The sequence below is a fragment of the Vibrio ostreae genome (assembly GCF_019226825.1).
GTDB lineage: Bacteria > Pseudomonadota > Gammaproteobacteria > Enterobacterales > Vibrionaceae > Vibrio > Vibrio ostreae.
Genome location: NZ_CP076642.1, coordinates 788,765 through 812,619, shown reverse-complemented (window position 1 = coordinate 812,619; position 23,855 = coordinate 788,765). Strand labels below are relative to the sequence as shown.

At 50.3% G+C, this 23,855-nt stretch carries 21 protein-coding genes; 10 read left to right on the top strand and 11 right to left on the bottom strand.

Annotated features, from left to right (window positions below):
• Positions 1-110: 110 nt before the first annotated feature.
• Entirely contained in the window at positions 111-1,019 is a 909-nt protein-coding gene (locus tag KNV97_RS03510) for a DUF808 domain-containing protein (RefSeq protein WP_136483811.1), read from the top strand.
• 186 nt (positions 1,020-1,205) lie between these two features.
• Here KNV97_RS03510 and pyrC read toward each other — a convergent pair whose 3' ends face one another.
• Positions 1,206-2,234 carry a dihydroorotase gene (gene pyrC / locus KNV97_RS03505; protein WP_218561528.1) on the bottom strand — a complete coding sequence of 343 codons (1,029 nt, stop codon included), beginning with the start codon at positions 2,232-2,234 and terminating at the stop codon, positions 1,206-1,208.
• Between the two features lie 308 nt (positions 2,235-2,542).
• Here pyrC and KNV97_RS03500 point away from each other — a divergent pair, with 308 nt between their 5' ends.
• Positions 2,543-4,363, top strand: a complete 1,821-nt coding sequence (locus KNV97_RS03500) for a hybrid-cluster NAD(P)-dependent oxidoreductase (RefSeq protein WP_218561527.1) — start codon at positions 2,543-2,545, stop codon at positions 4,361-4,363.
• A gap of 145 nt (positions 4,364-4,508) precedes the next feature.
• Here KNV97_RS03500 and KNV97_RS03495 read toward each other — a convergent pair whose 3' ends face one another.
• Complete coding sequence (locus KNV97_RS03495) at positions 4,509-5,135, bottom strand: AraC family transcriptional regulator (protein ID WP_136483814.1); 627 nt, start codon at positions 5,133-5,135, stop codon at positions 4,509-4,511.
• 243 nt (positions 5,136-5,378) lie between these two features.
• On the opposite strand from KNV97_RS03495, the gene KNV97_RS03490 reads away from it, so the two are divergent.
• Entirely contained in the window at positions 5,379-6,485 is a 1,107-nt protein-coding gene (locus KNV97_RS03490; protein ID WP_136483815.1) for a 1-acyl-sn-glycerol-3-phosphate acyltransferase, read from the top strand.
• Between the two features lie 66 nt (positions 6,486-6,551).
• Here the strand turns inward: KNV97_RS03490 and KNV97_RS03485 are convergent, their stop codons facing one another.
• Together KNV97_RS03485 and KNV97_RS03480 are read right to left on the bottom strand one after the other, a co-directional pair.
• Positions 6,552-7,151, bottom strand: coding sequence for a hypothetical protein (locus KNV97_RS03485; RefSeq protein WP_218562125.1), 600 nt, complete (start codon positions 7,149-7,151; stop codon positions 6,552-6,554).
• Positions 7,152-7,369: 218 nt separating this feature from the next.
• Positions 7,370-7,672: a YfcZ/YiiS family protein gene (locus tag KNV97_RS03480; protein WP_136483816.1), complete on the bottom strand. Its 303-nt coding sequence runs from the start codon at positions 7,670-7,672 to the stop codon at positions 7,370-7,372.
• Positions 7,673-8,261: 589 nt separating this feature from the next.
• Here KNV97_RS03480 and KNV97_RS03475 point away from each other — a divergent pair.
• On the top strand, positions 8,262-8,723 hold the full coding sequence (locus KNV97_RS03475) for a TetR family transcriptional regulator (protein ID WP_136483817.1): 462 nt from the start codon (positions 8,262-8,264) through the stop codon (positions 8,721-8,723).
• A gap of 123 nt (positions 8,724-8,846) precedes the next feature.
• Here the strand turns inward: KNV97_RS03475 and KNV97_RS03470 are convergent, their stop codons facing one another.
• From KNV97_RS03470 to KNV97_RS03460, 3 genes are read right to left on the bottom strand one after another with little or no spacing between them, the layout of a single operon-like run.
• Positions 8,847-9,629 (bottom strand): heme ABC transporter ATP-binding protein, encoded by a 783-nt coding sequence (locus KNV97_RS03470; RefSeq protein WP_218562124.1) that lies wholly within the window; start codon positions 9,627-9,629, stop codon positions 8,847-8,849.
• Positions 9,629-10,660, bottom strand: a complete 1,032-nt coding sequence (locus tag KNV97_RS03465; RefSeq protein WP_218561526.1) for a FecCD family ABC transporter permease — start codon at positions 10,658-10,660, stop codon at positions 9,629-9,631. The genes KNV97_RS03470 and KNV97_RS03465 overlap by 1 nt, the downstream gene beginning before the upstream one ends.
• A 7-nt stretch (positions 10,661-10,667) precedes the next feature.
• On the bottom strand, positions 10,668-11,522 hold the full coding sequence (locus KNV97_RS03460; RefSeq protein ID WP_218561525.1) for a heme/hemin ABC transporter substrate-binding protein: 855 nt from the start codon (positions 11,520-11,522) through the stop codon (positions 10,668-10,670).
• Between the two features lie 349 nt (positions 11,523-11,871).
• On the opposite strand from KNV97_RS03460, the gene hutX reads away from it, so the two are divergent.
• The 4 genes from hutX to KNV97_RS03445 all read left to right on the top strand — a co-directional run bounded on the left by hutX (position 11,872) and on the right by KNV97_RS03445 (position 15,484).
• A complete protein-coding gene (hutX, locus tag KNV97_RS03455; protein WP_136483820.1) occupies positions 11,872-12,369 on the top strand; it encodes a heme utilization cystosolic carrier protein HutX in 498 nt (165 codons plus the stop codon).
• Between the two features lie 17 nt (positions 12,370-12,386).
• Positions 12,387-12,917 (top strand): heme utilization protein HutZ, encoded by a 531-nt coding sequence (gene hutZ, locus KNV97_RS03450; protein ID WP_218561524.1) that lies wholly within the window; start codon positions 12,387-12,389, stop codon positions 12,915-12,917.
• A gap of 444 nt (positions 12,918-13,361) precedes the next feature.
• Positions 13,362-13,823 carry a hypothetical protein gene (locus KNV97_RS21900; RefSeq protein ID WP_256611367.1) on the top strand — a complete coding sequence of 154 codons (462 nt, stop codon included), beginning with the start codon at positions 13,362-13,364 and terminating at the stop codon, positions 13,821-13,823.
• A gap of 5 nt (positions 13,824-13,828) precedes the next feature.
• Positions 13,829-15,484 carry a methyl-accepting chemotaxis protein gene (locus tag KNV97_RS03445; protein ID WP_256611364.1) on the top strand — a complete coding sequence of 552 codons (1,656 nt, stop codon included), beginning with the start codon at positions 13,829-13,831 and terminating at the stop codon, positions 15,482-15,484.
• A gap of 67 nt (positions 15,485-15,551) precedes the next feature.
• On the opposite strand, the gene yjeH is transcribed toward KNV97_RS03445, so the two are convergent.
• Complete coding sequence (gene yjeH, locus KNV97_RS03440) at positions 15,552-16,817, bottom strand: L-methionine/branched-chain amino acid transporter (RefSeq protein WP_218561523.1); 1,266 nt, start codon at positions 16,815-16,817, stop codon at positions 15,552-15,554.
• A gap of 301 nt (positions 16,818-17,118) precedes the next feature.
• Between yjeH and KNV97_RS03435 the strand changes: the two genes are divergently transcribed.
• Both KNV97_RS03435 and KNV97_RS03430 read left to right on the top strand, forming a co-directional pair.
• Positions 17,119-17,577: an Lrp/AsnC family transcriptional regulator gene (locus KNV97_RS03435; protein WP_136483824.1), complete on the top strand. Its 459-nt coding sequence runs from the start codon at positions 17,119-17,121 to the stop codon at positions 17,575-17,577.
• A 77-nt stretch (positions 17,578-17,654) separates the two neighbouring features.
• Positions 17,655-18,269, top strand: a complete 615-nt coding sequence (locus KNV97_RS03430; protein ID WP_136483825.1) for a LysE family translocator — start codon at positions 17,655-17,657, stop codon at positions 18,267-18,269.
• A gap of 141 nt (positions 18,270-18,410) precedes the next feature.
• Here KNV97_RS03430 and KNV97_RS03425 read toward each other — a convergent pair whose 3' ends face one another.
• From KNV97_RS03425 to KNV97_RS03415, 3 genes are all read right to left on the bottom strand, one after another.
• Positions 18,411-18,623 (bottom strand): FxsA family protein, encoded by a 213-nt coding sequence (locus tag KNV97_RS03425; protein WP_218561522.1) that lies wholly within the window; start codon positions 18,621-18,623, stop codon positions 18,411-18,413.
• 89 nt (positions 18,624-18,712) lie between these two features.
• On the bottom strand, positions 18,713-20,233 hold the full coding sequence (locus KNV97_RS03420; RefSeq protein ID WP_218561521.1) for an EAL domain-containing protein: 1,521 nt from the start codon (positions 20,231-20,233) through the stop codon (positions 18,713-18,715).
• Positions 20,234-20,717: 484 nt separating this feature from the next.
• Positions 20,718-23,843 (bottom strand): DUF748 domain-containing protein, encoded by a 3,126-nt coding sequence (locus KNV97_RS03415; protein ID WP_218561520.1) that lies wholly within the window; start codon positions 23,841-23,843, stop codon positions 20,718-20,720.
• Positions 23,844-23,855: the final 12 nt, after the last annotated feature.

The window sequence follows — 23,855 nt, the reverse complement described above, 5'->3', positions numbered from 1 at the left end:
TACCAACGGTAGCGGCACGAGAAAAAAGCCGGCTTTATTTCGCGCACAGGCCCGGATGATGTTACATTTCGTTGCGTATTGTTTGATTAAACCGAGATGAAGAGACGAGAATGGCTGGTGCAAGTTTATTAACCCTGTTAGATGATATCGCGACCGTGCTGGATGATGTAGCAGTGATGTCCAAGATGGCCGCCAAAAAAACTGCGGGTGTGCTGGGCGATGATTTGGCGCTCAATGCACAGCAAGTGTCAGGCGTTGCCGCTGAACGGGAAATTCCGGTGGTCTGGGCGGTTGCCAAAGGTTCATTTCGTAATAAATGTATTTTGGTGCCTGCGGCGCTGATCATCAGCTCTGTTGCGCCCTGGCTTATCATGCCTTTGCTGTTGCTGGGCGGCTTGTTCCTCTGTTATGAGGGGGCGGAGAAAGTGCTGGAGAAGCTGTTTCACCCGCAGCCAAAGAAACAGCCTGAGCAGGCGATGGAAGAGCTCAGTCAGGTTAGTCTTGAGGAGTATGAAACCAAAAAGGTTCAGGGGGCGATCCGGACCGATTTTATTCTTTCTGCGGAGATTATCGTCATTGCGCTGGGCACAGTGCAGGGATACGCGATGTTGACCCAGATTGCGGTGGTCAGCCTGATTGCGGTGATCATGACGGCCGGTGTGTATGGCCTGGTGGCCGGGATTGTCAAACTCGACGATCTTGGTTTTTATCTGGAGCGTAAATCTCAGGGTAAAGGTGGTCTGGCAGTGATAGGAGCAGCCTTAGTCGCGTTCGCGCCTAAGCTAATGAAAGGTTTGACAGTGGTGGGGACCGCAGCGATGTTTTTGGTCGGTGGTGGTATCGTGGTGCATAACGTGCCGGTCATTCATCACTGGATTGAGCCTGTGATTATGCGTATTCCGGAGCTTACCCTGGTTTCAGACTTGGTTCCGGCGCTGCTGAACGGGCTGATTGGGGTCGTGGCAGGTCTGCTTGTGGTGGCGGTGATGGAAGTCGTGCACAAAGTACGCGGTCACTAAGTTGTCGTTATCGACAAGATAAAACATTTCAATGGTGATTTACTAGTGAATGAATAGACTAACGCTTTTCTTCTCTGCCAGTCACCAGTTATGCAACGTTGCCAATCAGTGCAATAAAAAAGAAGAGGCGAAGCCTCTTCTTTGCGTTTGTTTTCGGCCGTTAGGCTACTGACTCAGTGGTCACGGTTATTTGACTGTCCACAGCACCTGTTCGCCGCCACGAATCGGCACTACGGTTTCGCCGCCAAACGGCATTTCCGCTGGCACGTTCCAGGCTTGTTTGCTTAGGGTAACGGTGTCGCTGTTACGCGGCAGACCGTAGAAATCCGGGCCATTGTGGCTGGCGAAGGCTTCCAGTTGATCAAGCTTACCTTCCTGTTCGAATACTTCCGCATACAGTTCCAGTGCCGCGTGTGCGGTGTACGAACCGGCACAGCCACAGGCCGTCTCTTTTTTGCCCTTGGAATGCGGCGCTGAATCGGTGCCAAGGAAAAATTTCTTGCTGCCTGAGGTCGCGGCTGCAACCAACGCGTGCTGGTGGGTCGCGCGTTTCAGGATTGGCAGGCAGTAAAAGTGCGGGCGGATACCGCCAACCAGCATGTGGTTACGGTTGTACATCAGGTGATGCGCGGTGATCGTTGCCGCGACGTTGTCACCGGCTTTGTTGACGAACTCGACAGCATCGGCCGTGGTGATGTGCTCGAGGACTATTTTCAGATTCGGGAAATCGTGCACGATCGGAGCCAGTACGGTGTCTAGGAAGGTTTTTTCACGGTCGAAAATGTCAATATCGTGCGTAGTCACTTCGCCGTGCACCAGCAGCAGCAACCCTTCTTCCTGCATCGCTTGCAGTACAGGGTAAATATTTTTCGCTGAGGTGACACCAGAGTCTGAGTTGGTGGTGGCGCCCGCCGGGTAAAGCTTGGCAGCGACAACGGCACCGGATGCCTTGGCGCTGCGGATATCGTCTGCGCTGGTGTTGTCAGTCAGGTAGAGTGACATCAGCGGCTCAAACTGGCCTTGTGGCTGCGCGTTCATGATACGCTCGCGGTAGGCCAGCGCCATTTCGGTATTAATCACAGGTGGGACAGTATTGGGCATGATTAGCGCGCGTCCGTTGTAGCGGCTGATATCACGTACTGTATCGGTCAGGACCTCGCCATCGCGCAGGTGAACGTGCCAGTCGTCAGGACGAGTGATCGTAAGTGTTGTCATGTATTGCTCCCACCATGAAGTCGTTGAGTGATTGGAGCCTAAACTGTCTGCCTGACCGCAAAAAACGCGGATGTCCGTATGACGCAAACGCTTCCGTTTAGGCGACAGGATGATAGAGGAAAAGGGGGCCAATTTCACCCCTTAATTTGATCTTCGTCTGAAAGCGGCATTTTTCTCACTTTTTATCGCCGTATCTCTCCATTATGCAAGCAGGTTAGTCGTCAGCGTGAAATTGTTTTATTATCACCTCACACATCGAATTATTATCACCGCATCATATCTCATTCTTATTGCGCTAAGGAAATGCCATGTCGTCCGCTCATCTCTCTCAAATTAATGTCTATCCGGTTAAGTCAGTAGCCGGCATCGCTCTGTCTACCGCCTGGGTAGAAAAGCAGGGGCTGATGTTTGACCGCCGTTTTATGGTGGCGCTGGCTGATGGCAGCATGGTCACGGCGCGCAAGTATCCCGCGATGGTGAAAGTGCATTCGACTCTGACCCCGGATGGCTTGATCTTTACTGCGCAAGATAAGCCGCCGCTGACGCTGCGTTATGTGGATTTCAAGTTGCAGGAAGCGCCGGCACAGGTTTGGAAAGATAACTTTATTGCCTATACCACCACCGATGAAGCGGATGACTGGTTCAGCGAGGTGTTGGGTCAGCGGGTTGAGTTACTGTTTAGTGGCCAGCAGTCTAACCGGGTGCGGGAAAAAGTCGGCAGTAACGTCAGCTTTGCCGACGGTTATCCGCTGTTGGTGATCAGTGAAGGCTCCCTCGAAGAGCTCAATCGCCGCAGTCCGGAGCGCCACAGTATGGATCAATTCCGTACGAATCTGGTGGTGTCCGGGACGGAACCATTCGCCGAGGACGGCTGGAAACGGATTCGGATTGGCGACGTCGAGTTTGAAGCGGTGAAGCCCTGTGAGCGCTGTATTCTGACTACGGTGGATGTGGAAACGGGCACATTTCGTCCCACTCAGGAGCCACTGCGCACCTTATCGCAATTTCGCGCCAACGAGCGTGGCGGAGTGTTTTTTGGCCAGAACCTGGTGGCGAAAAATGAAGGCATGATTCGCGCCGGTGATGTGGTGCAAGTATTGGAATACAAAGAAAAAGAAGCGTATCAGGATCAGGGGCTGCGTCATTACCGCATGACTTGCGTGGAGCGGGAAGAAATCGCGCGTGATTTCGTTACCTTCTGGCTTGAGCCGCAGCAGGGTGAGTTGCCGGCTTACCTGCCTGGGCAGCATCTGCCGATTGAGCTGGTGATCGAAGGGGAGCGGATAGCACGCCGTTATACCTTGTCATCCAGTCCTTCGCGTCCCGGACGTCTGGCGATTTCGGTCAAGCGTATTGATGGTGGCCGGGTGTCGAACTGGCTGGTGAATCATCTGCAAGTTGGTGATGCATTAACGACCGAAGCGCCGGATGGCAGCTTTCACCTCGATGGGAGTCAGTCGCGTCAGCCACTGCTGTTGTTGTCGGCTGGCAGTGGGGTGACCCCGATGCTGTCGATGCTGCGTTATCTGGCGGATCATGATCAAATCGACGACGTCGTGTTTTACCACCAGTGTCGTTCAGTGGCAGATATCCCGGTGCGTGACGAGCTGAAACAACTGGAAAGCCAGTTTACCGGCCTTAAAGTCTTTATTTCGCTTACCCAGGCACCGCTGGACTGGTTTGGTCTGAAGGGGCGTTTTTCGCTGTCTCACCTCAAGCAAGTGAAAGAGGTAACTCAGCGTCAGGTGTTTGTGTGCGGGCCGGATGGTTTTATGCAAAAGGCGAAAAATTTGCTGCTCAAACAGGGACTGCCGCAAACGGCTTATCATCAGGAAGCCTTTGGTGTCGCGCTAACGGCGCCAAAAGAGCTTAAAACCGTTCAGCTTAGCATTAATGGAAAAGTGTTCAGCGGCAATAATCAGGCGCCACTGCTTGATCAGGCAGAAGAAGCCGGTATTCACATCGAAAGCAGTTGTCGCGCCGGTTTGTGTGGCGCCTGTAAAGTCACAGTACAATCGGGCAAGGTGCATCAACCTCAGGTGCCGGCGCTGCCGGCGCATGAACGTCATATGGGTGTGGTGCTGGCGTGTTGCTGCGTCCCGGAGACAGACGTCGAAATTGTTGGTTAGCAATTTGAGGCTGGGAGACTGGTCTTCAACCGACTGGGCTTCAAGATTGTAGCTTAATCGACTCAACCGGCGTGAGAGTCACGCCGGTTGAACGCTGTCCTGACTGATATCCAGTGCTGTTGGCTGCTGCGCTTCGTGCTGGAGCCTAGAGCGTTTTACCTAGTACGATCTGACACATCTGCTGATACTGGCTGTTGTTGTCAGCAAACAGTTCGGCAACGATTTGCGCTTCTTTTCCGCCTGACTGGCGACGTTTCATCGCTTCACGTACCAGCAAGACTAAATGCTGTTCTTTGCTTAACCCATGGTGTGCCTGTGGTGACCAGGCGGCTAAAGACTGATTAAATGTCGAATGAGGCAGCTTAGGTTCAAAGTTTTTTACTTCGCTTTTTATCACTTGCAGTAAATGCAGATACACTTCGTCTTCACGGCTGACTTGCTGATCACTAGCAAGTTGTCGCAGACGGTTAAGTACCGCCCGGCTAAGTTCGCTATGTTTAACCAGGCCCGCCTGATGCGGAAAGGTATCAGGCAATCGAACCGAAAAATCGATACGCTGAATTTGTGTGTTGGGGAAAAACGTCAGTGCACTCAGACAGTCGATCGGTATCCACAGCGCTTGATCCGCCTCAATGGCGTATTCCTGCTTGCCGAGTTTGACCAGCACTAAACCACGCTCCACATGAATCAGGCTGTGCTTAACGGCGCGCTTACGCGACGTGGCTTCAAGGTAGGGAAATAAGCACGTTTCAGATTGGATAGCGTAGTTCATGGATAGCCTCGAGCAATAGAAGGGCGCTAAGGGTAACGCTTTCCCTGAAAAAAGCCAAATACCCAGTGAAGTGGTATGAAATAAGCCTACTGAGAGTTGTGACAGGCGGAAATATTTCTGTCACTTTTAAGAAACCTTTATCACGTGTTCTGGTCTGACCTTGTGAATTATGTGGTAACGATAGCTGCGACTGATGGTGACTACGCGTAGAATAGGCCAGCTTTTTATTTGATGTAAAATAATATGACTTCAACAAACGATCCTTATGTAGACATTCGTCCTTACAATGACGAAGAGATTCCTGCCGCCATTAATCGTCTGATTAATGACGAAGAGTTTATCGCTGCCATTTTGCAGCACCGTTTTGAGCGTCAGCCGGCTTGGCTGCAATCTCTGATGGGACCTTTTGTTAAAGCCTATCTGAAATTCAAATGGGCTAAACTGAAGTCCGTTGATGTTATTCAGCGGGAAGTGAAAAAGTACCTTGATCAAACGCTGGAGCACACCACGCATGGTGTGACATACAGTGGCCTCGACAAGCTGGATAAAAGTACCTCGTACCTGTTTATCTCTAACCACCGTGATATCGCGATGGATCCGGCGCTGGTAAACTATGGTCTTTATGTTTCCGGGCATCGCACTGTACGTATTGCAATCGGCGATAACCTGCTGAAGAAACCATGTGCCACTGAACTGATGAAGCTGAACAAAAGTTTTATTGTGAAACGTTCCGCCAAGGGCCCGCGTGAAATGATGAAAGCGCTGGGTACCTTGTCAGCCTACATTAAGCATTCGCTGGAGACCGGTAACTCAATCTGGATTGCACAGAAGGAAGGCCGTGCCAAAGATGGCAACGATTATACCGATCCGGCGATCCTGAAAATGTTCCATGTTGAAGGACGTAAACAGAAAGCTGAGTTTGCTGATTACATTCAGTCACTGAAAATCGTGCCGGTCTCTATCTCTTATGAGAATGACCCGTGTGATATTGCTAAAGCGCGCGAACTGTATGAGAAGGCCACGCACGGCAAGTACGAAAAATCAGAGTTTGAAGATATCGAAAGTATCATTCAGGGTATTGTCGGTGAAAAAGGCCGTATCCATGTCGCGTTTGGCGATGTGATCGATCAGCCGTATGAGACTCCAGAGGCACTGGCGCAAGAGATTGACCGCCAGATCCACACGCACTATAAGCTGTATCCGATTAATCTGCTGGCCGCAGGTGAAGAACATGAAGATATCACGCCAGCGGTGCGCGCTAAGCTGCAGGAGAAACTGGCCCATCTGCCTGAAGGTGCGCATCCTTACTTGCTTGATAGTTATGCCAACCCGGTGCGTCACCGCAAGTAACACCTGATAATAAAGGACAAAAAGAGAAGCAGCTGCTTCTCTTTTTTGTTCCCGAATGGTACTGGCTCAGCGGGCGACAGCGCCGCCCAGGGTAAGATTAGCTGGCCAGTGGCTGATACGGTTACCGCCCAGATAGATATTGCCATTAACGGTTAAGTTATCCGGCAAGGCGCTGATTTGCGAGCCGCCAATAAACAGATTCCCTTCCACGACTAATCCATCCGGCAGTTCGGTTAAAGGGGTGCGCATGACACTCAAGTCGCCTTTCACTCTCAAACGCGGCGGCAATCCAACCAGTGGCGTGTCAGTCAGATTGAGATAACCGCCAAGATTAATTCCAGCCGGCCAGCGCTGGATTTGCGAACCGAGTAAGTTGGCGTAGCCGCGAATAAATGTACCGCGTGGCACTTGTGCCAGTTGACTGTTGGCTGCATCCAGGCTGCCTTCAATTTTCAGCCCGCGAGGCAGTTTAGTGATGCCTGTTTTGGCGATACTCAGATTGCCCTTGAGTTCCATGTTGTCTGGCAGTGCGGTGAAAGGCTTATTGCGTAATTCCAGATTACCGTAGTTATCCAGATAATTCAGGATTTGATAGTGGTCGAGTGGTTCGGCCGATGCAGAGAGGGCGGCCAGTAATGTGAGCAGAGCGATGAGCGGGTAGTGCATGCCGATGTCAGCAATCCAGACAATAGTGATGGCTTCAGTATCGCCAGCGTGCACAGTGGCTGCAATGATAGAGGCGGAAAAATCATCATCAAAGCGCACAATGTCACAAAAATGGTCACAATAATGGTGATAACAAAGCGAGTCCTGACGGCTCGCTCTCCTGTCAGGCCCGGAATGCGGCTCCGGGCTGACGTTAACCATTCCCGATAATTGGGTTATTAACGTGCCAGCGAGCGGGATCTGAGCTCGAAAATTAATTTTTCCGCACTGACTTCAAATTTGAATCGCACGTGCATCTCTTTGGCATCGTCGGCTAACGGCATGACTTCGTGCTCAACGTTTTTGTTTACCTGCTCAGCCAATGTGAGGTACTTGTCCAGTTCTGCGCGCATTTGCGGCTCTGAGTCGGCAAAAATAGTTACTTCAGCGACATCATCCCCTTCGCGGATGATGAAGCCCATTTCACCGGCGACACCACATGCTTCACACACTTCCTGTTCTCGGTAGGTTTGGTTGCTCATCTTACCATCCTCTTACAAATCATGAGGGTATCTTACTCCGCTCGCTCTGGCCCGGCTATGGTTGTTTTAAGCAAAAATGCGCGAAAGTTTGCGCCTGATCAAGGATGAGTGAGTTGCACGATTTTCTGCTGCCAAATCTCTTGGTTTGTGAAAGTTGATCAGATTCTCACTCAGCCTGGAGACGTAGTGAGTGAACTCTTTTTTGGGCGCCTAATCGGTGTGAGTGGCACTTTTGTGACAATTCTGAGTGTGAGTTTAGTCAATTTATTGTAAGTTTGGGTGTCATTAATTTGGCGTAGCTTACTGAAATTTATTGCCTTAACTAAAGGTTTATTAGATGATTCACGGGTCGGAAATATTGATGTGTCGAATTTTATCGGTAACTCACCGATGTTTAAGCGGGTGTTTTCATCCATTCAATGAGTGCATTGGTCACTGTGGAGGTTGGCTGATGTACGTCCTCAGGTGGTTCGAGCCGTTGATGCCACCACGTTGTGCAAGGCATTGATAAAACGTAATCAATGATATTTATCATTGGAAACCAACATTGTATGGAACTACATAAAAGTACATAAGAAGAGCCTTAACCATGCCAAAGCGTAGCAAAGAAGATACCGAAATCACCATCCAGACCATCATGGATGCGGTTGTCGAACAGTTATTGACCCTCGGCTATGACAAAATGTCATACACCACTCTGAGCCAGCAGACCGGTGTGTCACGTACTGGAATCAGCCACCATTTTCCCAAGAAAACCGATTTTGCTTCAGCACTGGACGGCCGTATGTTCAGCCTGTTTGTTGAGCATCTTGATTTTGATAATGGCCAAGAATCCTTTGTTTCAAGCTGGATGAAAGCGCTGGACAACTCAGAATTTGTTGCCATTCTTCGTCTGGTTTTCCAGCACGTCGTGATTGCTGAACGTGCACAGGAGTTCGCCTACAATGGCCTGGAACGTCTGTACAAACTGGCTGACGAAAAACTCGGCTCAGGCAGTGATGAAAAAGTCGAATGGTTGATTGGTAAATCTCTTATTACCATGAGTAAGTAATTCGCATGAGTAAGTAATTATCATGAGAACGTAAGCATCATCCAACGTCAGCATCATGAGAAAAGTAATCAAAAGGCCAGCATGAAGACATGCTGGCCTTTTGATTTTCAATACCAATAACGCTTACTTGGCAGGATAGACGACCGGAAAGGCCAGGGTCGGATGCGCAGCGATGACGGCCCGGAAACCATAAACCTGTTGTATGGTCTGTGTGGTGAGCGCCTGCCAGGGCGCGGCATCACACACCAGTTCACCTTCACTCAGCAGCAGCATACGATCAGCATATTGTGCAGCGAGGTTGAGATCATGCAGTACTACAATCACGGCGCACTGTTCTTCGGTTGCCAATTGACGGACGATTTGCAGCGTGTTGTGCTGATGAGCCAAATCCAGTGCCGAAGTGGGCTCGTCGAGCATTAAAATTTTCTGCGATCCGGCCTGATGAAGCTGGGTCAGCACCCGGGCTAAATGCAGGCGCTGTTTCTCTCCTCCGGACAACGATGGATACAGGCGGTGCGCGAGGTGGGCGACATCGGTGACATGCATATAGTGTCTTGCCAGTTCGGTCACTTGTTGACGACTGACACTGAGCGGAATCGCCCCCAGCTCCACCACTTCCTGTGCGGTGAAGGCAAAGCTGAGGCTGCTCGACTGCGGCAGCAGGCCAACATGGCGTGCCAGTTCACTTTTCTCCCATTGTTGGCGGCGCTGACCAAATACCCGAATCTCTGCTTCGCTGGCTATCTCGCCACTCAGCAGCTTAAGCAGGGTGCTTTTACCGGCACCGTTGGGGCCCAGTAGCCCAATGACCTGGCCACAATCAATATCCACATTAAGATTATTCAGAATAACACGTTGCCCGAATTGAACGTGCAGCCCGCGGGCCTGAATGGCCGGAGTGCTCATCACGACAGTTTTCCTTTTTGTTGAAACAGTAGATAGAGGAAGAAGGGGGCCCCGATCAACGCGGTGACAATACCAATCGGCAGTTCAGCCGGAGCGATAATCTGGCGCGATACCATATCCGCGATGGTTAAGAGCAAAGCGCCGAGTAAGGCCGAAACCGGGACGAGGTTGCGGTGATCCGGGCCAACCAGCATACGCCCTAGATGAGGCACGACCAGGCCGACAAAACCTATCATGCCGACTGCACTAACGGTCACGCCGACACCAAGGGCAGACAGGACAATCATATTGCGTTTGAGACGTTCAACCTCAATGCCCAGATGACGAGCTTCTGACTCACCAAGCAGCAGCGCATTCAGCGCCAGGGTGTGGCGAGAGGCATAACTCAACAACAGCAGCAATGTCACCGCGCACAGCGCGATATTGGACCAACTGGCCGCCGCAAATGAGCCCATCGACCAGAGGGACAGATCACGCAGCATTTGATCGTCGGCGACAAAGTTGAGGTAGCCCACGCCTGCTCCTGATAGCGCACTGATGGCAACACCGGCCAGCAGCATCATGGTGACCGAGGTGCCGAGGGAACTGGTGCCAAGGCGATAGACCAGAATAGTCGTCAGAGCTCCGCCGACAAATGCGAACAGAGGCAGCCCTAAAGTATTGAGCCAGGTTGGACTGCTGCTCAGGTTCGCCAGCATGACAATCGCGATGGCAGCCCCAAGCATGGCCCCCGCGGAAACACCGATAATACCTGGCTCTGCCAGCGGATTGCGGAACAATCCCTGCATCACGGTGCCACACAGGGCGAGAATAGCACCGACCAGCATACACAGCACCGTACGCGGAAAGCGGATTTGATGGATCACCATCTGCACATGGTTAGCCACATCACTGGAACTGAGCAGCAGGCTTTTCAGGCTATCGCTGACACTGATGGCCATCGGTCCGACTGTGATTGAATAGACCGCGCTGAATGTCACCAGCAATGTCAGCACCAGCGAGGTCCATGAAAGGGGGATCTGCCTTAACATTGTTGTGCTACTCCTGAGGGTACAAAATAGTTTGCAGACGCTGGGCTTCCTTCAGGCTGTTGAGGCCCAATCCGCCGACCAGTGCGTGCCCGTCAAGGGTAATGATCTGTTTGTTCTGGCCAGCCGGTGTTGCCGCCAGCAGAGGCAGAGATTGCAGAATCGCGTCCGGTCCGCCCAACTTGTCATAGCTGCGCCCGCTGACCAGGATGACATCGGGTTGCATCTGAACCAGAGCTTCCATCGACAGCGGTTTATAACTGCTCACTTCACCGGCTGCCGGATTGGTCGCGCCCGCCAGATTGATGATTTCGTCCGGTACTGTCTGGGTGCCGGCGACATTGGCGGCTCGTCCTTCATGAATCAGCAAAAACAGAACTTTTTTGCGTGCTGATTGTGGTGGCTGGTGGGCCGACAGGTGATCAATAGTGTGTTGTACGGTTTGTTTGAGCTGGGTGGCATTGGCGGAATGCCCGGTCAGCGCGGCAATTTGATCGATACGCTGCATCAGCCCTTGTGGTGTGACATCGCTGTTAATCACGTCGACTTCAACACCGGCTGCGCGTAATTTCTTTAAGGTCGCCGGTGGCCCCATTTCATCTGAACCAATCAGACGGGTTGGTGCTAAAGATAGAATACCTTCGGCAGATAGCTGGCGATGATAACCGATTTTTGGCAGGGTCAGCATATCTGGCAGAGTACTGGTGACATCAACAGCAACCAACTCTTGCTGGGCGTTGAGAGCCAGCAGCAGTTCCGTGACGCTGGCACCTGCGCTGATAATACGTTGTTCGGCCTGTACGCTATAGGAGAGCAGGGAAAACAGAGTGGCGGCCAGCCAGGCTAAACGTGTGGTGACTTTCATGGCATATCTCATTTTTTGGTTTTGACAGAGAAACTCGGGTTATGTCCCCGTAGCACGACCGGTTGAAAAACCTCTTGCTGCGCAGCACGTGTGGTGTGTTTTACGGCGTTATGGTTCACTTTTACCGGTACGGCGCAAGTATTTAACAAAATGCAAATAAGATCAATTATCAATTGCATTCTCATTTGTGTCGATTTATGCTTTGGCCACTTCTGCACAATGCCTAGTACCTAATGCGTAAGCACAATGCAGGCAAAATGCAGATGGTCAGTTCTGGCCTGTGAATCAGGCAAACATAACGGTCTTGGTGCGCAGGCATCACAAGATCGTCAGCACAGCGGAAACCAACATGGAATCTTTAGCACAACAAGTCGCTCAACTGCTCGAGAGTGAGCCTTCTTTGTTGCCTGCGGCAATAGCCCAACAACTGAATGTTTCTGAGTATGAGGTGGTGAGTGTATTGCCGTCCGGTATGGCGACTATTTTGGATGGCGCACAAGCAGAGTCAGTGCTCACTGATTTGGCCGATTGGGGCCAGGTGACCACAATAGTTCATTCATTTGGATCTATTTTTGAAGTCAAAGCACCGTTGCCAAAAGGGAAAACGGCGCGCGGGTACTACAATTTAATGGGGCGGGAAGGGCAACTGCACGGCCATCTTAAGCTGGATTTGATTGCGCACATTGCTTTGGTCAGCAAACCGTTCAACGGGCGTGAGAGCCACTATTTTGGCTTTTTTACCGAGCAGGGTGACAGCGTATTTAAAGTGTACCTTGGCCGTGATGAGCAACGTCAACTGCTGGCGGATCAGGTCGCACGGTTTAAAGCATTACAACAAAAACAGTGATAGGTTCGGAGAAATATATGAATCAGCAAGTTAAGCAAGAAAGGTTGCAAGGAAGACTGGAGCCGGAAATTCACGAGTTTCGGCAGGAACGCTGCACTTTGCAGCTGGCAACCGTAGATGGAGAGGGTAAACCGAATGTCAGTTACGCGCCATTCGTGCAGAACCAGGCAGGTTACTTTATTTTAATTTCTCATATTGCCCGCCACGCACGTAATCTCTCCGTCAATCCACAAGTTTCCATCATGATGATTGAAGATGAAGTGACGGCCAAACAGCTGTTTGCCCGTAAGCGTCTGACATTTAATGCTGTGGCTCAGGCGGTAGAACGTGACAGCGTGCTTTGGCTGCAAGTGATCGAGCAGATGGCTGAACGTTTTGGAGAGATCATCGATAACCTCAAACAACTGGACGATTTCACCCTCTACTGCCTGAAACCGGAACAAGGCCTGTTTGTGAAAGGATTCGGTCAGGCTTATCAGGTATCTGGTGATGATCTGGTCGATTTTGTTCACCTCGAACAAGGGCATCGAAAAATCGTCAATCAGTAATGTTATCAGTGAAAAGAAAGGCTGCAGGCGCAGCTTTTTTTGTGCCTGTACGCCAGTCCTGAGTGGGTGACGATGGCTTATTGCTGCGCCATAATGGCGCGACTCAGTCTGCATCATAATGAAGCAAGTGGACCGTTTTGTAACTTGTTTCATGGCACAGCATGGTGGCAGGTTTGTTTATCTCATATTTTTCAGTGCATTACGATAATACATTGCGCACCGTTTTGGTGCTTTACCTGGTGTTTGCATCGGTTAACTGCACTCGGGTTGTGCAATGGGCCGGACGTAAGATACCTGACAAAAGACTAAATGACTGCAACGAGTGTCGTTTCATAGCGATCTGTTTTGTTTCAACATGTTAATCCAGAACAGTGTAATAATGTCTCATTTTTGGAACGAGCATTGCATTATCCAGATGAATAACAATAACATGGATGGTGAATTATGCAGTTAACGTTAGAGGAAAAGCGCTGGCTTCCTTGGTTTGGAACGACCGGTAAGTTGGCGATGCGCAAAGCCTGCTTTTTTAACCGCAGTCGCATCTCCTCTTTGCAACAGACTTTTGAAAATATTGCCAACACACGCGTCCAGATACTGACCACCTGGGCTGAAAATGAATGGTCATTTTTACAAGATGCTGCCTTGTATTTAGCCGGTAAACCGCGACACGAATACGGGGAAGCCTTACAAAGGCTACTTAAACGCAGCAGTGACTTTTCCGAACTTTTTCTGGTTTCCCCGCAGGGCATCATTTTTGAATCCACTTATCGGGCTCAGCAGGGAAAAAAGAGCGTTTCTGCCGCCGCGCTTGAACTCGGATTAACACAACCTTTTTGCATGGTCCTTATTGTGATGACGTCACCGAGGCTATCGGCGCCTCAAGCTCATCGTTTCACGATGAGGTGACGCTGATGTTTTATCAGCCGGTGAGCATGGACGGAGAAGTGATCGCCTGTTTATGTGGTCGGGTGCCTAATGATGTGATTGGTGATCTGATTCAACGGGAAGCGGGACATATCTACAGTGAATCGGGAGACAATTACCTGTTTATGGTGCAGTCGCATTTTGACCCATCGATAGCGCCCGGCGTCGCTTTATCCCGCTCCCGCTTTGAAGATAACCGTTTTTCTCATGGCGAAAACCTTAAAGACGGAGTGCATACTCGTTGGGGAACAGTCAAAGTACAGCGTCATACCGAGTTTGAAATCGTGTTTAATGATCCGGCGACCAGACAGCTCCATCCCGGGGTTCGGGAAACCATTCGCAACGGCCACAACCTGTATGTGGAATATCCCGGCTACTCCGATTACCGCCATATTCCTGTAATCGGCAAAGGAGTGACGTTTACTATGCCGGGATCTTTGGATCGCTGGGGAATGATGTGTGAATCCGATCTGGAAGAGGTCTACCGGCATCGCTCGTTGTCGCAAAAGTTGGATCAGCAGTTTGGGTTAAGTATTTTCGCACCGTTACTGTTGCCGTTTGCGATCAGCTATTGGTATCCGCTGGCGGAATGGCAATTGCTGGTGCTCTCACTGCTGATGGGCACGATTGCCGTTGGCTTGTTTCATCGCATGACCTCGCGCCCGATCGCGAATAATCTGGAAAGTATGACCCAGGTGATGCAGATTTTGGCTGAAGGGGATGGAAACCTGACCCGGCGACTGGATGCGAATCGTTTTAAAGCAGATGAAACCGGCGATCTCGGGCGCTGGACCAACAGCTTTATCGATAGTCTGGAGGCGATTATCAAAGAGTTGGTGTTTGCCAGCCGTGAAGTACAGAGTGTTTCCGGATCGATGCTGCGTCGCAGCCAATTGTTGTTATCCAGCAGCGACACTACCGCTACCTCGATTACCGATATGCTGGCGTTGGCGGGAATCCAAAGCCAGGAGATCAACCGAGCCAACGAAACCGCAACCGAAATGAACCTGCTGATGCAGGCAACCGTGGAAGCGGCGCAGCAGGACTATCAACAGGCAACAGAGAGCGCACAGCAGATCAAAGCGATTGTACAGTCGTCAGCTCAGACGGTGAACGAAGTGAATGACGAGATGCAGAAAATCGGTGGCATCGTGGATTTAATTACCGAGATTACCGCCCAAACGAATTTACTGGCACTCAATGCTGCCATTGAAGCTGCCCGGGCTGGTGAGCATGGGCGGGGATTTTCTGTCGTGGCAGATGAAGTACGGACATTGGCCAGCAAGACTGCACAGGCAGCCAACAATATCGGTGATTTAATGAAAGCATTGCACGACCAGTCACAGCGGGCAGTTCAGTCGATGCAGGAAGGGATCACCAATGTAGAAAACAGCACTCAGGTGGTGGACGATTCGGCCCGTAGCGAACAACTACACCACTCTGCCAGCGGACTATTTACCCTTATTCAGGTCATAGCCCGTAATAGCGAGGAACATCGTCAAACCGCAGACTCGGCCCAGCATACCGTGATTCAGTTACAGGAAGCCTCCTCGCAGCTTTCGCGTCGCACCACTCTGATGCAAAATTCGCTGCAGCGTCTGGATCAGTTAGTTGGTCGTTTCGAAGTCAGTAAAGCCTCCTGAGTACAGTGATAAGCCGGATGGAAACATCCGGCTTTTTTTGGCCTGTGTGCCGATGTCGGTATCGTACTTACTGTTCGTCAAAGCTTTGCTGCGGGGATTTAGTCTCCTTTTTCCACGGCACAGCCAACAAGGTAAAAATCCCGAGAGCGTAGAGCATCGACCAACCAAGGCAGATAAACACCGCGGTACAGAGGATAAGCGCGATACTGGCGAGAACTTTAGCTAAGCCGTTGAGTAGCTTAAATGCTGCAAACATCGCCAGCAGATAGACCAGAACAAAAATACCGTTAGCCAGTTTGAGGAACAGTTCCAGATCCAGCCCGGATAATTCCCTGACCCCGCAAAAAACCAGCAGCACTAAACCGACTATCCAGGTGGCTGTTGCGGGAACGCCGCGTGAGGAGAGCCGCGCCAGAGCACTCTTGGGACGATAGTCGCGCGCTTGTGCCCAAACCATGCGCGCCAGGCTTTGAGTATACAGATTAATACTGGCGAAGCAGGCGAGAAAACCAATCACACTGATAACGCTGGCCATCTGGCGGCCAAACAGTTTATCGCTAAGCCACGGAATGGAGGCGCTGTCGAAGTGCGGGCTGCCATACGCCCCAAACTTAAGGATCACCGCTGAGCAAGCCCAGTAAGTGGCACCTGCGACGAAACATCCCACCAGAATGGCGAGCGGAAAATCTCGCTGCGGATTCTTAAATTCTTCCCCCATGTGGGCAAAGGCCTCGATGCCGACAAAACACCAGAACATCACGCCCAGCGCTGCGCCGATTGGCCATAGTGATGAGGCGTTTAAGGCTGGCATTACCAGATCTTTGCTGCCGATATCCCCGACCCAGAAAAATGCGGCAACCAGAGTAAAAATGCTGAGGGCAATCAGAGTCTGCAGTCTGCCAGATGACTTACTGCCTGCCAGATTGACCCCAATCAGCAAAGCAACAGTCAGGGTTTGGGCGATCAGCGGCGCATCCAATGGGGCCGGTAGTACGGGTTGCAGAAAACCGGCGGCGAGGGCAATAGCCGGTGGCACACCGACCGGAATAACACTCACGAATAACCAGGCCACCGCGCGCTCTAAACGAGGACTAAATGCCTGACGTACAAAATATGCGGTGCCGCCGGCATTCGGATAGCGTTTACCTAAAGCGGCGAAAGTGAGGGCAATCGGGCAGATAGCCACGAACAGAATCAGCCATGCCCAAAGAGAGAGATGACCTGCAATACCCGCCGCGATGGCCGGGATCATAAACAGACCAGTGCCCATTAATGTGGTGGAGAGTTGTCCGATACCGGATAATAAAGTGATATCTTGTCTGAGTTGCTGCACCGTGTCATTCCCTGAATTTTTGTTATACCAAAGTCACCGGCCACTTAGTCGAAACCGTGCAGATCACTTGGGTGGAAGCCGCTAGAATACTCGGTTCATCAACAGGATGCAGCAGACAAAGCGCTCGGCTTGACCGTCAAAATGACGGTTTTTAGCGTCGGCAGAGTCACTTTGACGGTTGACTAAGCAAAAGGGGAAAAGCAACGGGTGGCCGGATGACGAAAATTGTGTCAAATTAACCACTAATCAACGGGATAAGTTGGCGGCGGCCTGTAGGCCGACCCAGGCGGAAATAATAACAATGGATAAATTTGATAACCAGATCATCACGTTACTGCAGCGCGACGCACGTATGTCAGTCAGTGATATCGCACGAGAAGTGAGTCTGTCCCGCTCGGCGGTGACGGCCCGAATCAAGAAGCTTGAACAAGATAACGTCATTCTGGGCTACCATGCGCAAATCGCCCACCCCGAACACCACAATAATGTCAGCGCCTACTTTGCGTTGAAATTTGATATGTCAGCGGATCTCTATTCGTGCGAAAAGTATGCCGAAAAGTTGTATCGTATCCGCGGGGTGAAATGGTGCCATGCGATCAGTGGGGAAACGGACCTGATGATTTATGTTGAAGCGCAAAGCATGACGCAGCTGAATGCGATTCGTGATGAGCTGCAGCAAAATCCTCAGTTGCGTAATCTCAGAACCCACACGGTACTAAAAGAGCTGTTTAACACCACTAAGCAGACGGAGTTACCTTAAGTGTTGGCAAGCTTGGACGGCATGGCGGGACTGATGCTGACACTTTTCTCTGATTAATTATTGATAAGGAATTCTCTATGACCTTCACGGTTTGGCTTTCACTGTTTACCATTTGTATTTTAGGGGCGATGTCTCCCGGGCCAAGCCTGGCGATGGTGGCCAAACACAGTCTGGCGGGCGGGCGAAAAAACGGGTTGGCAACGGCCTGGGCCCATGCCTTTGGAATTGGCGTCTATGCGCTGATGACGATTGTTGGTTTGGCCGTGGTATTGCATCAGTCGCCTCTGGTGTTTAAATCCATTAGTTATGCGGGCGCTTTTTATCTGGCCTATCTGGGGTTTAATGCTTTGCGTTCGAAAGGGGGGGTGGCGGCTAAACTGGAGTCCGGCCAGACGGTCAGCGCCTGGCAGTCAGCGAAAGAAGGGCTGATGATTTCGTTACTGAGCCCGAAAATTGCACTGTTCTTTATCGCGTTGTTCAGTCAGTTCGTTGCGGTCGGTCATGACTGGGGCAGCAAAGCGGTGATAGTGGCAACGCCGCTGATTGTGGATGGGTTGTGGTACACCTTGATTACTTTCCTGCTTTCCAGCCCGCGTTTGCTCGATAAATTGCGCGCCAGGGCGGTTGCGATTGATCGCCTCTCCGGACTGGTGCTGATCGCCCTGGCGGTGCGTGTTATTCTTACCGTGTGAAGTCTTTTAGCGGCTGAAATAGTCTGGTCGTGGCGGACATTTTACCGGTGATAAAACGCCGACCCGTGACAAGCCGCTCATAATGAAAATTAGCCTGGTGTAAAATTTAACAGGCCAGCAGTCATCACCGACACAGCGTGTTTATCGCTGCTGGTCGGTAATTTCTTCGAACTCACCTTCAATCACATTAGCGTTATTTTGCGCCGGATTAAACGGGCGACGCTTAAGCTGTTTCTCAATACGCTTGCCGGTGATAATCGCAACCAAGGTCAGCGGGATAGCCAATAACAGACCAAACATGACGGCAAAAAAACCGGTCACCAGCGTCAGAGTGGTAACAATAAATCGCGACATAAGTGGCTCCTTTCTATTCATGAGTGGCCAGCATAACGCCGCCAAGATGAATTAAACATGAACGCCGATAATACTCTTATCTTGCGATGTTAGTGTGAATAAGCCAGTTCGGAAGACGCCACTTGCTGTACATCGCCATGCTGCGCCAGATAGTCCAGCCATAGTGGTTGCGGCAGCGGTTTTGAGAATAAATAACCCTGAATATAATCCACGCCTAACTGCTGGAGGATGGCAAGTTGCTCCTGAGTTTCCACGCCTTCGACAATGACGCGCATTTTCAGGCTCTCGGCTAACTGCAGCATGGAAATCAGCACGTTGTTCAAGTGGGGTTCATGGCCGAGGTTTTTCACAAAAACCTGATCAATTTTTAGGGTATCGAAGTGGAATTGACGCACAAAATTGAGGCCGGAATACCCGGTGCCAAAATCATCCACGAATAAACGCATACCTGAGTGGCTCAAGAGGCGAAAATTGCGGTTCACCATATTTTGCTCACTGTCGCTGAAATCACCATTTTCTGTGATTTCAAAAGCGATATTTTTGGCAAAACTGCTGTGGTTAATACAGCGTCCGATGATCTTATCGGTAAACTCCGTCGAGCAAATTAACTCGCGGGCAATATTGACACTGACATATTTATTCTGCATCAGATGCGGATAGTGCTCGTGTAATGCAGTGGCTTGATCGATAACAAAGTCGGTCAGTTGTTCGATAAAGCCCAATCTCTCCGCGAGGGGGATAAATATATTGGGAGGAATAAATCCCTGAGTCGGATGGTTCCAGCGCAGCAACGCTTCACAACCTGCAACGGAACGGTCAGAGCTTTTTACGATTGGCTGAAAATAGACTTCAAACTGTTTGGCTTCCAGCGCATGTAAAATAGAGCTCTCCAGACTTTTCTTCTGAATCACTATCTTGCGTTTATACAGATAGCAGGAGAGCAGAGAGAAGTAAATGCATAGCAGTACCCAGATTTTGCTAAGTAAATAGCTAATATAGGTCTTAACGGTAAAGAAAAACTCTATTTGTAGCGGAAAGATGTCAGAATTGAAGACCATAGATTTAATATAGTCCTGATGGTTCTGGCCTAAAATGTGGTACTGGTAGACTTTAATATCGAATATCAGGTCTTCCTGATTAATGATGCCGTTAATCAATCGGGTCAGGTAACGCGGCGGAATCACCATGCTGATACCATTGAATTGATTGTCGGAGTAGATATATAAGATCGAATTTTGCTTAGTGATCGCTGTTCTGGTGAAAGCCAGTGTCTCATGAGTCGGAGAATGGATAATTCGATCGAAGATGGTGGAGTAGATCTGAACCTGTGAATAGCCTTCGGTACTGGTGCAGTATATCGTTGGCGATCCTTTAAACACGCCAATCTCTTTGGCGTAGTCAGACATAAACACCGTTTGTCTGAGCTCTGGAGCAAGTTGGCTACAACTTTGATCAGCACTGATTAGATTGAGTATGTGTTTGGTCTCTGTGCGGGTTTGTTCGAGAGCATTTTCGATATCTGCGATGGATTGCTTGCCAAGATGAGTGAATAGCCGTTCGCTGTTGTAGAGACAGAATATAGAAAAAATGATCAAAGATAGGCTGATCATAATAATTTGATGTCGTAGGGGCTGGTTATTTAACTTGCCCAGTAACGAACTGAACTTTGTTTGTGCTGAAAACATAGAGTTAATAAATCCATCACTGCGCACTCTACTTATGCGAAGAGTTATGCTGATATTGGCTAACAATGGATGTCAGTCAACAAATTGTCATTGCTGGAAAATTGACAGGCCACAGTATATACATCGAGATGATCTTATATCACTGAAACGCTGTCAATATGTAAAGCCATTTTCTCGCCTAAGTTGTTTTTCAAGTTTTGTCATTGTAATAAACAGTATTCAAAAACCCTCTGATAATTTTTATGAATAAGTAGTGAGGTCTCTGTCAAATAATTTGTTTTCAACATGATTTGGTATTTATTTTTATCTTTGGATCTGTTTCAACCAGGATGAACTGGCTAGATAAAATAAAACGCCCCGATGAAACGGGGCGTGTGACTTTAATAACGACCTTTAACCACTACCGACGTTATTTAGCATCCAGAGTCAGGTCTGCGCCGTTATCTTCTGTACGCAACCGGGTTTTGCTGTCAAGCAGGAAAACCCGCTCCGGCGCAACCATTGCTTCATCCACTAAATAGGTCTTAATCGATTTTGCCCGCTGTTCGGCCAGGTTCGCCAGCTGGCTATGGCTGATATTGACCGAGTTCACCAACTGGTTGTAGAGGCCCAGCATCAAGGTCGTGTCGATCTGCTCATCAGAAGGTGAATCCGTTTGCCCTTGCTTGAGTTGCTGCACGACCTTATCACGTTCATCGCTAAGGTCGAGATTCAGGTCAGATTCAGCCAGCGCAGTGACGGCATCCGCCAAAGGTTCGGACTGGGCGATATAGCTCGGACTGAAATCCGCTGGCAGGGTATTGAGTCCGCTCTGCTCCAGCATGCGCTGCTGGATATGCTGCTCGGCCATCGCACGGCTGTCATCATGCTCATTCACGGCTGCAGCAATACTCAGCGTCAGTTGCGGACGTGAGGCCAGTGCCTGTGCCAGTTTATCCAGGCGCTGTTGCTCATCAGTGCTCAGAGAGGCGTCTCCTAACGCAAAGGTGACATGATCAAGTTCTTCATCCGAGCCGACCAGATTGGCCAGCAGAGAGAAAGGTGCGGTCACCGCTTTAACAACGATGTTGGACAAGGCTTTGAAAATAATGCTGCCAAAACTGAAGTCCGGATCATTCACGTCTCCTGAAACCTGAACGCCAAGGTCGATGACGCCGTTTCGGTCCTGCAACATGGCGAGCGCCAGTGAAACCGGCAGACTGGTGGCTAGCTTAGATTCGCTTGGTTTACCGAGCTTGAGTTGGTCGATGACCAAATGGTTGTCGCCTTTGAGTTGATTTTCTTCAAGTTGATAATTCAGCGCCAGCGACAGCTGCCCCTTATCGATGTAGTAACCGGCGTAGGTCCCTGAGTAAGGGTTGACCGAGGTCAGCTCGACGCTTTTAAAGATCAGGTTTAAATCCAGGTAAGGATTTGCAATCAATGGGTTAATTTCACCTTTGAGTGACACGGGGGCGTATTTGTCGATTTTACCGGCAATATCAACTTGAGCTGTCGTCCCTGGCGTGGACGACAGGTTGCGGACAGAACCATGCAGCAGCTCAATACCGGAGGCAAAATTCGGGGTCAGTGAGTTGTCAGCAAAATAGGCCGAACCGTTGCTGAACGTAATGGCTTTAACATCAACCGCAAATGCCGAGGAGTCCTGCTTGGCTGTTGTTGATGGGGCTGGATTCACCGTTGATGATTTGGCAGTTTCAGATCGGCTGTTAGCGTCCCTATTGACCACAATATCGCCAATGTTAGTGCGTTTATCTTTCGCGATCATCACCTTGGCATAGGGTGCATCAAAGGCGATGGTGTCGATTTGCAATGACTGCTTCTGAGCATCGAATATCATGCTATTGATGTTCATTTTTTGCCACTGAACCAGCGGCTGATTATGCAGGGTGTCTTTGACCAACAGATTGCTGATATCGGCGCTGCCTTGATAGATAGCACGGCCTTTGTTATCAGCACTGTAGTGGCCCTGAGTTGCCAGTTCTCCTTTGGTGAGATGCAGATTCACATAGGGTGCCAGGTAAGGCTGGACCTGGGTTAAATCCAGTCCGTTAATCGAGAGATCACCTTCTGCGCTGAGTTTGGCAGCATCAACCTTGCCTTTGGTGCTGAGCTCTCCGCGCGCATGTTGCGGGGCAGCGTTGTCGCCTGAGCTGACAGCCAGTGCGATGTTGTAATCGATAGGTTTAGCCAGATCACTTTGGATTGGGCCAGTGGTGACAGAGAGCGGGTAGAACCGCCAGAAAACGCCTTTGCTCTGCACACTCTCTTTAATATTTACATCGGTATCTGTCATGGCAAAGCGTGCCAGTTTGACCAGCCAGGGCGCAGAAGTGGTGCTGGTGTCTGTGGCCGCTTGTTGTTCAGCACTGGTTTGACTTTGTTCATTATTGGCTGTCGGAGACGTGGCTGTCTTCTTAGTGGTAAATAGCTGGGCGAGATCCAGACCCTGTGCTGATGCTTCACCTTCAACCCACAGTCCTTTGAGCTTTATCACATCAACGTCAATCTGCTGGTGATCGCCGTTAACCCGTACGTTTTGCACATCAAGGCTTGGCAGTTTGATTTTAGCCTGGCTTTGATCGCTCACCACCAGATGTTTGAGTTGGAGCTGGCCTTGCGTGACCTGATAGTGGAAGTTGTGATCTCGTTCGCCAGCACTGAACTGAGCGGACAGGTTGATCGCTCCGCCAGTGACGGCGGCCTGCATTTGGTCGGCAGTAAATGGCCAGAAAGGTTTAAGCGTGACCGATTTGAGTTCAAGTGTGCCATCTATTTTAAACGGCCTTAACTGGAACTGGCCATTTAAAGCCAGCTGGCCTTTATCTGCGCCTTCAAGCATCAGCGAATATTGGTTGCTGACAACTGCCGCACCGTGCTTGTCAGCCTTGTGTGCTGCGACTGGCTGACTGATAGCACGGCTGTCGAAGTGGTTTAGGTTGAGATTAAGGCCGGCATAGCTGAGATCCGCGCCAGTAAGGTTGTCATGAAAACGGACCTGACCGTCTGAAATATTGAGACGTTGTACCCGGATGGCCGGGAGTGCTCCTGGCTGTCCGGCCGTTTCAGTTGCGACCGTTGCTTGACTGGCATTACTTGCCAGAGTGTCAAGTATATCGCTGAAATTGAAGCGGGTCTGGTTATCGTCTGCCAGACGTTGCAGCACAATCTGCGGCGAACTCAAGGTTATATGGTCAACAGTTGGAGTCAGCGCAAACAGGCTTTGCCAGAAATTGAACTCCAGTTCGAGTTCATCAAAGCGGGTAAAGCTATCGTTGCCATTGGCTTCCTGAATGGAAAATCCTTCAATGCGTGCTCTGAGCACGAACGGGTTAATGCTCACCTTGTGCACATTCACATGGCGTCCAAGCTGTTCACTTAACAGCTCAGGAGTTTTGGCTTCAATCAGCGCCGGGATGATTGCACCCAAGGTGACAGCATAGAAGGCGTAAGCAGACAAAGCATAGGTTGAATAACGCAATAAGCGCGGTGCTTTCTTAAAACGTAGTAAAGCAGGTGACAGTGGATTTGGCATAGCAGGCGAAGG